This is a genomic window from Methanohalophilus sp. RSK, assembly GCF_003722075.1.
Classification (GTDB): Archaea; Halobacteriota; Methanosarcinia; order Methanosarcinales; family Methanosarcinaceae; genus Methanohalophilus.
Genome location: NZ_RDSK01000014.1, coordinates 23,830 through 35,304, shown reverse-complemented (window position 1 = coordinate 35,304; position 11,475 = coordinate 23,830). Strand labels below are relative to the sequence as shown.

General features: G+C 43.6%; 9 protein-coding genes, 1 tRNA gene and 2 pseudogenes. 4 read left to right on the top strand and 8 right to left on the bottom strand.

Going from position 1 to position 11,475, the window contains the following annotated elements:
- Positions 1-16 precede the first annotated feature (16 nt).
- The 3 genes from EFE42_RS07290 to EFE42_RS07280 form a co-directional block, all read right to left on the bottom strand.
- Positions 17-253: a DNA-directed RNA polymerase subunit H gene (locus EFE42_RS07290; protein WP_123136625.1), complete on the bottom strand. Its 237-nt coding sequence runs from the start codon at positions 251-253 to the stop codon at positions 17-19.
- Positions 254-301: 48 nt separating this feature from the next.
- Positions 302-378: transfer RNA gene (locus tag EFE42_RS07285), tRNA-Lys, on the bottom strand.
- 219 nt (positions 379-597) lie between these two features.
- Positions 598-1,833, bottom strand: a complete 1,236-nt coding sequence (locus EFE42_RS07280; protein WP_123136624.1) for an adenosylhomocysteinase — start codon at positions 1,831-1,833, stop codon at positions 598-600.
- Positions 1,834-2,459: 626 nt separating this feature from the next.
- On the opposite strand from EFE42_RS07280, the gene EFE42_RS07275 reads away from it, so the two are divergent.
- Positions 2,460-2,663: a hypothetical protein gene (locus tag EFE42_RS07275; RefSeq protein WP_123136623.1), complete on the top strand. Its 204-nt coding sequence runs from the start codon at positions 2,460-2,462 to the stop codon at positions 2,661-2,663.
- A gap of 194 nt (positions 2,664-2,857) precedes the next feature.
- Complete coding sequence (locus EFE42_RS07270) at positions 2,858-4,690, top strand: ethylbenzene dehydrogenase-related protein (protein ID WP_123136751.1); 1,833 nt, start codon at positions 2,858-2,860, stop codon at positions 4,688-4,690.
- A 180-nt stretch (positions 4,691-4,870) separates the two neighbouring features.
- On the opposite strand, the gene EFE42_RS11015 is transcribed toward EFE42_RS07270, so the two are convergent.
- Positions 4,871-5,134 carry a GyrI-like domain-containing protein gene (locus tag EFE42_RS11015; RefSeq protein ID WP_123136622.1) on the bottom strand — a complete coding sequence of 88 codons (264 nt, stop codon included), beginning with the start codon at positions 5,132-5,134 and terminating at the stop codon, positions 4,871-4,873.
- Between the two features lie 419 nt (positions 5,135-5,553).
- Here EFE42_RS11015 and EFE42_RS11010 point away from each other — a divergent pair.
- Positions 5,554-5,694, top strand: a pseudogene (locus tag EFE42_RS11010) (IS110 family transposase); the annotation flags it as partial.
- A 252-nt stretch (positions 5,695-5,946) separates the two neighbouring features.
- A pseudogene (locus EFE42_RS07260) lies at positions 5,947-6,958 on the top strand (IS1634 family transposase).
- 181 nt (positions 6,959-7,139) lie between these two features.
- On the opposite strand, the gene EFE42_RS07255 reads toward EFE42_RS07260, so the two are convergent.
- The 4 genes from EFE42_RS07255 to ahcY form a co-directional block, all read right to left on the bottom strand.
- A complete protein-coding gene (locus EFE42_RS07255) occupies positions 7,140-8,075 on the bottom strand; it encodes a carbohydrate kinase family protein (RefSeq protein WP_123136621.1) in 936 nt (311 codons plus the stop codon).
- Positions 8,076-8,153: 78 nt separating this feature from the next.
- A complete protein-coding gene (locus EFE42_RS07250) occupies positions 8,154-8,990 on the bottom strand; it encodes a class I SAM-dependent methyltransferase (protein ID WP_123136620.1) in 837 nt (278 codons plus the stop codon).
- A gap of 24 nt (positions 8,991-9,014) precedes the next feature.
- A complete protein-coding gene (locus EFE42_RS07245) occupies positions 9,015-9,806 on the bottom strand; it encodes a class I SAM-dependent methyltransferase (RefSeq protein ID WP_123136619.1) in 792 nt (263 codons plus the stop codon).
- 162 nt (positions 9,807-9,968) lie between these two features.
- Complete coding sequence (gene ahcY / locus EFE42_RS07240; protein WP_123136618.1) at positions 9,969-11,375, bottom strand: adenosylhomocysteinase; 1,407 nt, start codon at positions 11,373-11,375, stop codon at positions 9,969-9,971.
- Between the last annotated feature and the right edge of the window lie 100 nt (positions 11,376-11,475).

The following is an 11,475-nucleotide window of genomic DNA, read 5'->3' as shown; positions in this document are numbered from 1 at the left end:
ATATGAGTTATGCATGTCATTCAATTACATACCGATAATAGGGGGCCTCTCCTGCAGTCTGGCTTTTGCGGGTAATTTTTACTATGTCTCCCACTTCAGCACCAATTTCTTTAATAACAGGATCTTCTATCTTGATTTTAGGTAGCTGTTCCCTACCAATATTATACTCTTTAAGAACAGATTTTATTTCATCCTCATCAATAATCTCATGATGGGGAATGAATTCATGATCAAGCAGGCTGAACTTACTCAAATAATATCCTCCTAAAAAATCTGCAGGTAAATGTTTCCCATAATTTTGTGGCGGGCTCGTAGGGATTTGAACCCTAGACCGTCTGGTTAAAAGCCAGACGCTCTGCCTGACTAAGCTACGAGCCCACAATGTTTGCCGCATACACCTTTCATGCCACCCTTAGGCAGCGCCAATACATGAGTGGCATTGTATATAAGGTTTGTTGTAGAGGCCGGCTTTACCAAAAATCAAATGCCTCCAACGCATAAAAATGAACCATGATTTCGGAAAATAAGGAAGCAGTAGAACACTACTACAAACAAGATATATATAGCATCATTTTCCGAACTTACAAAGTTACCGGATTATGTGCCACATTCCCAGCCACCCATGTATTCTGCCTGTTTGGCAGAATACGAATCAATTTCGACACCAAGAGATTTCAGTTTGAGCCTGGCCACACGCACATCCAGAGCCTTAGGTACCGCATGCACCCCTGCCTCGAGCTTATTCTCGGCAATATAACGTGCACATTGAGCCTGGTTTGCAAAACTCATATCCATCACTTCAGCCGGATGACCATCACCTGCAGCAAGGTTTACCAACCTCCCATCGGCAAGAACATTAATATGTTTACCGTCTACCGTATATTCTTTGATGTTTTTCCTGACATCCCTGACTGAAGAAGACAATGCAACAAGGTCTTCCAGGTTTATTTCCACATTAAAGTGTCCGGAATTGGCAAGTATTGCACCATCTTTCATCACCTCAAAATGATCCCTGTTCAATACATCAGTATTTCCAGTAGTCATCACAAAGATATCACCATAAAGGGCGGCCTTTTGCATAGGCATGACCCTGAAGCCATCCATTTTTGCTTCAAGAGCTCGTATTGGATCCACTTCCGTCACAATGAGGTTTGCACCCAGACCTGAAGCCCGCATGGCAGCACCACGACCACACCAACCATAGCCGCCAATGACAACAGTCTTACCCGCCACTAGCAAGTTGGTAGTCCTCATGATCGCATCCCAGGAAGATTGCCCCGTACCATAACGGTTATCAAAAAGGAATTTGGTCATAGCATCATTTACGGCAATTACCGGCATCCTCAGGGCCCCTTCCACTTCCATTGCCTTGAGACGATGGATCCCTGTGGTAGTTTCCTCACATCCACCCTGTATTGAATCAAGAAGTTCGGTCCTTTCCGTATGAAGCTTAAAAATCAGGTCCGCACCGTCATCGATGGTTATATCCGGATCAATATCAAGTACTCTGTCAATAGAGCCGTAATATTCCTTGCTGGAACAATCATATTTTGCAAAACAATCGATATTATCCTTCATATCCAGAGCCATAGCCACATCATTCTGGGTACTCAGAGGATTACAGCCGGTAATAGCAACCTCAGCGCCTCCTGTAGCAAGGGTTTCTACCAATACGGCGGTCTTTGCCTCTACATGAAGTGCCATTGCTATCCTGTGACCTTTCAGAGGCTTTTCTTCTTCGAATTCCTTCCTGATTATAGAAAGAACAGGCATATGATTCCTGGCCCACTCGATCTTTTGTTCACCATATCCAATAAGTTCCTCATCGATCATACAATACCTCATTTGATAATGACTCTATAGAAAAACTATTTACAATTTCTAATTCCCCACAATCCCACACAAAGGAAACACCGACAAAATTTGGGAAAAACAAAACTGACGAATGAATATGTTTTGTCTGTAAAATACTTAAACCTTATTAATACGATCATAAAAGTCACGACAGGTTGCAATATTACAACCCGCACTTGCAAATTAAACAAAAATGCAAAGAACCCCAAAATTCTCAATTTATTTGCATATGAAATTGTAAGATAAGCAACTCCACAAATACAAATGCAAATATCTCCGAATAAACAAAATAACCCCAGTTTGATAGTTTCTACTCTTTCTTGAAGAGAATGTCTTCTCTTTCAACCCAAAATTTTCATTTTTTTGTCAGGAAAAGCTATTTGACAGTTCAAACAATTTCATGTGAAAAACTCCGATTTCATCGGTTTTCCTTTAAAATGGATGCAAAAAAGATGCTAGCGAACGACTAGAATAAAAAAGATAAACATAGAGATTAGAATAGAACCTAAAAAGAGAGACATTCAGTTGATTAAAAATAAAACTGTCAAAGTTGAGCATTACCTAAAATGAGATATATTTAAGTAATCACAAACCAATTTTCAATTATGTCAGAAGTGATCGACTCTGTAGAGATTGTGCATGAATTAAAAGCAACAAGGGAAGATCTTGATTTCATCAAAAGTCATATGATGGATATAGATTCAATTATGACGGAAGATGACAATCTGTCTTTGAATCAATGCAGGTCTGAGAAGAGGGTTGGTACACTTATCTCCCACGAGGAACTAAAAAAAGAATTAGGATTATAATGTTTGATATAAAGTATTCCAGGCAGGCTGCCAAATTCTTAAGGTTCCTTGACAATACCAATCTATCCAGAATGTTGAAAAAATCGAAAAACTGGAACATGACCCCATAAACCATTTGGAAGGAAAGGGATACCGTATGGGGCTACGAAGGAAAGGGAGAATGGTGATAGTGGAACGAACTAGAACGAAGGAGGATGGTGTTAATGGAACGAACTAGAACGAAAACTGTAAACGGAATATTCCTGGCGTTATTGGCGCTGGCGATACTGGTCTTGTTCACCGCAGCAGGGTCAGCGAGCGCTGCGCCTTCTGTTCCTGCAGAAGTATCTAACATAATTGCAGACAACTGTGCTGATTGCCACGTGGATCGCCCGTCCTGGCATACGGACACTACACCCGGTGCTCAGAATTCTGACCAGTGTAGTCAGTGTCATGTTCCTTACGGGAACACTGACGCATACAAGCACACTGCAACTACTACGGACTGTACGGATTGTCACACATCTGTTGAAAAAACACACTTCTTCATGCGTGATGATACCGATCAGACCAAATTGACTGCTAATGCCGAGCAGGATTGCATTAGCTGCCACAGAGAGAACAGAGGCAGGGGTTTCACCACCGGACCACTATCAACGGGCAAGGGCTTCCCATCCCTGCAAACCGATGCGGACATCATCGCAGCAGCGGAAAAGGGTACACTGCGTTCGTGGATTCAACCGGGTGGCTTCATGGCCAAGTACCTCAATGATGCCGAGATTGCTACCATCACGAAGTGGATCGATTCCACGTACACAAATGATCGTACCCTGGGCTACGATCCATACCTGAAGGCTGTCAATACTACAGACTTTGACATCAACGATCTCGTCAACGGTACCGACAATCCCGCCTGGGATAAGGCAGAAGAACACGTCATATCTGTGGTCCCGACAGTCTACACGGCAACGGACAAGATCAAACTGAAGGCTCTGTACAGCGATAAATACCTCTACATCCGTGCCGAGTGGGAAGATCCCACTGCCAGCCTCACCAGAAGCGGCTCCTGGATTCAGGATAACGGCAAGTGGCAGCATCCTGAGGCAACCACTGAGAATGACAAGCAGTCGGAAGATCGCCTTGCATTCTTCTGGAATATCGACACTCCAAATTTCAAAGCACGCCATGGTTGCGCAATTACGTGTCACGGCAATGTACCGGGCTCTGCCAAATTCACGGACGAGTCAGGTGCTACCATGGATATCTGGCACAACAAGGCTGCAAGGGCTCTCGGAGCGTATAGCGCTACGGACAATGGCGATCTGACAATAAGCACAGAGAATGACGCATTTGAGGCCACCGCTGGCACGGTCAAATTCTCAGGCGTAGCGGACGACAAGCGGCTCGTGTGGTACATGGACACGGCTGACGGCTACAACACCGAGGATTCCGGAAGGCGTGGTGACGCGGGCAAGAGCGCTTACGGTCACAACCGGAACAAAGCCAAGAGCGCACCCAAATTCATCGAAACAAATCCAACTTCCTGGGCAGACGCGATGGCTCTAACCCAGACTGAAATAGACAATGGCGAAACGATAGTGGCAGATCCAACCGATTCTGCATACGATGCAGCGACTGTGGCAGATGCATGGAATAAATATGCTGACTTGGGCACCGTGGTTCCCGAGCGTATCTTGAGGAAACCCGAGGGAAGCCGTGGTGATGTTTTGAACACAGCCGTCTGGAAGGATGGCGTCTGGGTCAATGAATTCCGGCGGCCATTGGTAACTGGAAATGCAGATGATGTGCAGTTTGATCTTACTAAAGCAACAGAGTATGACTATTCTGTGGCTGTATTTGACAACTGTGGAAGAGGTGAAATTCCACCGGGACACACAACTTATGGCGACGGTCAGTACCAGGTTCTTCGCTTTGCACAAGAAACATCTAAGCCTGCGCCGTCGACACCAACGCCCGGCTTCGGAGCGTTGCTTGCCATTACAGGCCTGTTAGCCGTAGCCTACCTCGTACTGAGAAGAAGGAAGTAAGACAGAGCAAGGCAAAAAGTGAGGATTTGCAGGCAGTTCCAGAGTCTCATCTGGAACTGCCTCCTGCTTTTTGGTTTTTCGCTTTTTGGTTTTTCGCTTTTTGGTTTTTCATTCTTGGAAAAGCTCCTGTTAGAGTATGGCTGGAATCTCAGGTAGCGGTGTAGAGGAGGAACAATCGAACTAGCTCCCTCTCCTGCTAACGGGGAAGTAAATATGTATTGTCCGATCCGGTTCTTCATCAATACGTCCATCTTTAGTGAGCAGCGGCTCTTTCAGACACTGATGCTCGCCCATCTCATATTCGCTCGTTTCTAGCCAGGCTCCCAGCCTGCGCCAGGCTTCACCTATCTCACCCAGGGTAGTGCTGGTCACAGCATAGAGCCCTCCCGGCACTTCCTTTATCCTTACGGTTTCATCGCCCTCAACTGAATCATTAACTGTGATCCATACCTCATACCCCTAGTCCTCCCGCTCCGGGTTCGGCACAGTCGAACCCGGAGCCCCTGTATTTCCCCGCGGTAAGCAACCCTTTGGCTCTGGCGGCCCACTCGAGCAACACATCCCAAGCTTCCAGTTCCGGGCTCTTCCCAATAACCAGGTAATACGCCACCCTCATCGGTTTCAACCCGGGTCGGCCCCTTCGAAGGCGTATGTTAGTAACTGTAAAGACCAGTTAACACGCCAAACGAAAGGAGCCGACACTATGCAGTACTGCAAATCTTTAAGGCTGGATGTACACAAAGATTCAACTGCAGCAGCTGCAGCACAAAGTGGCTGAGTTAAGCGGAGTCGTTGGGAACCATTCCGAATAATCCAAATGCCGTGGCCAGGTTAATGCGGAAGCTGGGAAAGTCCGAAGAACTGTTATGAAGCGGGATCCCTGTGGCTATAGCTTATACCGCCAATTGACTGCTAGCGGGGTGGCCTGCATGGTTGTGGCACCCTCTTTAGCCCCGCAACGGCCGGGCGAAAGGGTCAAGACCGACCAGCGTGAGCCCTTGCGTTACTGAAGACGATAGGCGTTCTTGTGCATCCTTAGGGAATCTTGAGCCAGAATAACATTTGTGAGGCTTAAATGGGCTGATGAACCTATTAAAAAAGGGACGCAGAAGTGCCATATGAAATTGAAATAATCTTTCTATAATTTCATGTCTTCTAAGAACAGTATGGAAAAATTAATGAAATTAAAGGAAGAACCCGACTTTGACAGTCAAAAGTAATAATAGTGTTCTTAGCTTTGCTGTATTCGATGAAAAATGCAAACAAAACTAAGAACATATGAGATTATTCCTAACAAGAATATATGCTTTCCTATTGGAACCGTCCTGGCTGTAAACCAACTTTACGAAATCCTTGATCTTCCTTCAGTTTTTGGTAAACACAAAAAGAATGGGATTGACATCAACAACCTGCTCAAAGCCCTTGTAAGTTACAAACTGACGGATAATTTCAGCATAAGTAAAGCTCACGAATGGATCAATCGGGAGGAAGTCCTTGATAAGAGAAGATGAGATGCATTATCTGACTGCAAGGAAACTGAACAAAAGTGATGATAAGAAAATAGCTACGTTCTGGGAATCGGCTCCTGAACTGATTAATGCAAAGAATGGAATATACGGGCTAAAAATCGTGAAACCAAGTAGTGTCAACTACTTCTATTTTTCAAAGAAATTGCAGAAGGAACAACTTGATTCCAGAGCTAGAAAGGTTATGAGGCAGATACAACAGGCAAAGGATATACAGAAATCCATTGATAAGAATAAGAAACTGCCCAAGAAATTCAGAATCAACAATGCACTTGTTGATGTGACTTATTCTTTGCAGACAAAACTGGTGGATATGGATGAAAAAGAGTGTATCAAACTACTGGAAGAGAAGGTGATTACAGGCAGGGAAGGATTTTTCTGTCTGAAATCAAGCAGGAATTTGACACTAAAAGAGGCTCTTTCTACATATAGGAAGAAGGATTCTATTGAGAAAATCATTAATTCGTTGAAGAATGAGATTGAGATCAAACCATTGCGAGTGTGGACGGATGCTAGCGTTTATGGAGCTGTGATTATTGGATTCATTGCACAATTGTTCATATCGCTGATGCGATATGAGTACGATGAACTCAAATCTAAGTCTACAAAATTCATTAAAAATAGCTTATTGAATTTGACAGTTACCGTGGATTACATGAAAAATAAGGCAAAAAGGTACATTTACGCTAATTTTGATGCCATAAATACACTGATTTTAAGGCAAAAAGGGATGAAATCGTAGAAATTAACGTGAAATAGTTAAGACTGTCAAATGGGTTTTCCTGACAAAAAAGTGAAATTTTTAGGTTGGAAGAGGAGACGATTTCTTCAGAAAGGAGTGGATACTGTCAAACTTGGGAAAATAAGAAGAAATTATGGTGTAATACACCAGAACTTCTTCCCCTGAGATTTGTCCTATTTTTTTAAAAGACCGTACCGAAGGCTTCCTTGAAACGCCTCTTGAAATCCGCTAGCTTAAAGTGATGGTTCTGGGTACCCTGGTGTTCAATTTTTATAGCACCCATAAGAGAAGCAATCCGCCCAGTGGTATCCCAATCCAGGTCATTTGTTAGACCATAGAGCAAACCGGCACGATATGCATCCCCACAACCCGTGGGATCCTGCAAAACAGCTGGTTTGGCAGCAGGAATATGGATTACTTCACCGTCTTTATAGATCAATGAACCTTCCGGACCTTTTGTAACTATAAGAGCTTTGAGCTTTGCAGAGATTTCCTCCTGACTCTTGCCAGTCCTCTCTTGAATCAATTGCCACTCATAGTCGTTAACTGTCAACCAGGTAGCCTGCTCTATGAATTTCATCAATTCATCACCATCAAACATAGGTAGACCCTGACCGGGATCAAAGATGAAAGGTATACCAGCACTCACAAATTCCCGGGCGTGTTGAATCATACCCTCCCTGCCATCCGGTGCTACAATGCCCACTGCAGGATCACTTACATCAAGTACCGAATAGTTATGGGAATAATTCATTGCCCCGGGATGGAAGGCAGTTATCTGGTTGTCATCCATATCTGTTGTAATAAAAGCCTGCGCTGTAAATGTGTCATCTACCACATTCACATGTTCCCGATTGATACCCTTCTCATCCATCCATTTTGCATAATGCTCAAAATCTGTACCAACCGTCCCCATTGGGAGAGGATTACCACCAAGTAACTTGAGATTATAGGCTATGTTTCCCGCACATCCTCCAAACTCACGACGCAGTTCAGGTACAAGGAATGACACATTTAATATATGCACTTTATCCGGCAAAATATGATTCTTGAACTGGTCATTAAAAACCATGATATTATCAAAAGCAAAAGATCCACAAATTAAAGCTTTGTCCATTATATATACTCCTAAATTATGATTCTAGTTTGAATTATAGACCATCCATATGAAAATAAAAAAAGGTAATTATTCCAATTATTTTTTACGTAAATGGAATATACCCCAGGTCAGATATCCGTTATTGCCACCATTTACCCAGTGACCGAGACCCTGTTTCATATTATTGATGTAGTTCTGACTGACTACTTTGGAGAGCTCATCTTCCTGATCCTCAGTTTCTTTCAACACTCTTCCATAATGGGTCGGCAGCTGGGAAGCATGTTCCTCAAATTCCATTTCTTTTAGACCATATTTTTTGGCAGATTCCCTGTAAAATCCAGGTGATCCGAGGGACTCCAAATGTATACGGTCAAGAATTGGTTGCAAAACTCCTTCCGGACAATCATCAGTCTGCATCGGATCGGTAAAAACGAAGTCCCCGCCACTTTTTAAGACACGTGCAACTTCTTTGATAACCTGTTCACGATTACCACTATGAAGGATTGCATCCTGGGACCACACGACATCGAAAGAGAAATCCGGGTAGGGAATTTCTTCAAAGCTACCATCCACAACTGTTATAAGATGGTCAAGACCCTGACCCTCATTCATTTTTCGGTCGCGTTCATTTTCCACTTCACTCAAATTAAGAGCAACTACCTGACACCCATATTTTGTGGCCAGATACCTGGCAGCTCCACCATAACCAGCTCCGACATCCAGAATCTTACTATCCTTATCCAGATTGCTTATTTTTGATGCCATCCTTTCAATCGTACGTCGACTGGCGTCAAATATTGGTTCATCTTCTGAATTATAAAGACCGATATGGATATCCTCGCCGCCCCAGATGGTAAAGTAAAAATTGTCGGCGTCATCGCTATTGTAATATTCCTGTGCTTTATCTACTGCAGTTTTTTGGTTTTCAGACATGTTGATTTCATCTTCCCATATTTTTTAATTTTTTTCTGCAACATGGAGAAAGAAATCAGGCTCGTCATCTTTGTAGGTCTCTTTAAAGTCCCCAAGGGTATTTATTTCCTGGAAACCAACTTCGTGCAGAAGTTGCCTGGTGTAATCTTTTCTCAGGGGGAACATATTGAGACTGTAGACTGAACCATCCGAGAATTCATATTTGAAACGGGCAAGCCCCTCATCGACATGTTCCGGATAGACTGATACAGTATCGCCACAGTAATAATGGGCATGTTTACTGGAATAACCATCTTCCATTATGGCATCATAATTACGCTGGTCAAGAAGCAATACACCATCATGTTTCAGCAGCGCATAGAACTCAGCCAGAGCTTTTCTGCGGTCGTCTTCATCGAAAAGGTGTGTAAATGAATTACCCAGACATATAACAGCATCGAATTTGTCATGGATATCTTTATTCATCCATCTCCAATCAGCCTGCACGGTCCTCATCAAATATCCATGATCACGGGCATTATCAAAGGCCTTGACAAGCATTTCTGCACTGCCATCTGCACTTACGACATCAAAACCTGCCTGAAGTAAACGAACAGAATTAAAACCGGTGCCTGTTGCCACATCGAGTACTTTCTTAACACCCCTTTCTTTCAGGATGTTTATGATAGTATCCCCTTCGCCTTGGGCACGGCTTTCCCAATCGATGAGTTCGTCCCATTTATCAACAAATCCAGGAACATACTCTTCCTCATAATGGTCCGATTCCCTTACTTCTATTGGATTATCTCCAAAATCCTGTTTTCCGTATTGGTTCATGTAGATCCTCCTATTGTTATTTAATGTAGTATATTTACAAATACAGTCGATTGTTGCTATTCGTCTGGCTCATGCATACCATGAATCCAGAATGGATTAAGTGAAATCAAATAAGGACTCCCACCCCGGGAGCCCTCCTCAGAACATCCATAACTTAATTATTTAGTAGCGGTAGTGTTCTGGTTTGTACGGCCCTTCAACAGGGAAACCAATGTATTCAGCCTGTTCCTGTGACATCTTGGTCAATTTGGCACCCAGTTTTTCGAGGTGCAACCTTGCGACCTCTTCATCCAGCACTTTTGACAATCGATAAACACCAACTTCCTTTGGAGTCTCCCAGAGATCGATCTGTGCAAGTGTCTGGTTTGTGAAACTGTTTGACATGACAAAACTCGGGTGACCGGTTGCAAGACCCAGATTGACAAGCCTGCCTTCTGCCAGCACATAGATGGAATGGCCATCAGGGAATTGGTATTCATCTACCTGTGGCTTGATGTTGACCTTTTTCACATTATCCATCTTGTTAAGTGCATCAACCTGAATCTCATTATCAAAATGGCCTATGTTACAGACAATTGCCTGGTCTTTCATGTTAGACATGTGTTCGGTTGTAAGGACATCACAGTTTCCTGTTGTGGTCACATAAATGTCCCCGTAGGACAGTGCATCCTCAACAGTCATAACAGAGTATCCTTCCATCAATGCCTGCAGGGCACAGATCGGATCGGTTTCTGTTATAATCACTCTTGCCTTGTGATTAGCCAGTGCTGCTGCTGAGCCTTTACCGACATCACCATAACCACAGACTACTGCGACCTTACCTGCAATCATCACATCAGTACCACGCTTTATGGCATCCACAAGGGATTCCCTGCATCCGTAGACATTGTCGAATTTGCTCTTGGTTACAGAGTCATTGACATTTATAGCAGGTGTAAGAAGTTCGCCCTTCCTCTCCCAGTGATACAATCTGTGCACACCGGTAGTTGTTTCCTCGGACACACCCTTCCAGTCAGCAACCGCTTTATGCCAGAATTGAGGGTCTTCCTTCAGGGCTTTTTTAAGCACTTCGTTCTGGGCTATAAGTTCCTTGTTGTCTGTAGGTTCATCAAGGATAGAAGCGTCATCTTCTACTGCATACCCACGATGCATCATCAGGGTTGCATCCCCACCATCATCCACAATGAGATTTGGACCCTTACCATCTGGCCAGGTCAATGCCTTTTTGGTGCACCACCAGTAATCATCAAGTGTCTCACCTTTCCATGCAAAAACCGGGACACCTGTTTCTGCTATTGCGGCTGCTGCTTCATCCTGGGTCGAGAAAATATTACATGATGCCCAACGCACATCTGCACCGAGTTCAACCAGTGTTTCAATAAGTACTGCAGTTTGAACAGTCATGTGAAGACTGCCACTTATACGTGCTCCTTTAAGTGGTTTCATAGGCCCGTACTTTTCACGTGTGGCCATAAGACCCGGCATTTCCTTTTCAGCTATATTTAACTGCTTGCGACCTGCGTCAGCAAGTCCAATATCTTTAACTTTATAATCCTTATTTGTAACCATATTTTCACCAATAATTAATCATCTTCTTAGCAATGCTAAAATTCCAAATATACTTCTAAATCCCTGATCCCAATCTAAATAGCGACTATTGTGATTTAGA

Bases quoted from the DNA above. Each gene is read 5' to 3' on its own strand.
- EFE42_RS07245 (WP_123136619.1), bottom strand. From the start codon at position 9,806: ATGAACCAATACGGAAAACAGGATTTTGGAGATAATCCAATAGAAGTA.
- EFE42_RS07255 (WP_123136621.1), bottom strand. From the start codon at position 8,075: ATGGACAAAGCTTTAATTTGTGGATCTTTTGCTTTTGATAATATCATG.
- EFE42_RS07280 (WP_123136624.1), bottom strand. From the start codon at position 1,833: ATGATCGATGAGGAACTTATTGGATATGGTGAACAAAAGATCGAGTGG.
- ahcY (WP_123136618.1), bottom strand. From the start codon at position 11,375: ATGGTTACAAATAAGGATTATAAAGTTAAAGATATTGGACTTGCTGAC.
- EFE42_RS07250 (WP_123136620.1), bottom strand. From the start codon at position 8,990: ATGTCTGAAAACCAAAAAACTGCAGTAGATAAAGCACAGGAATATTAC.
- EFE42_RS07275 (WP_123136623.1), top strand. From the start codon at position 2,460: ATGTCAGAAGTGATCGACTCTGTAGAGATTGTGCATGAATTAAAAGCA.
- EFE42_RS07270 (WP_123136751.1), top strand. From the start codon at position 2,858: ATGGTGTTAATGGAACGAACTAGAACGAAAACTGTAAACGGAATATTC.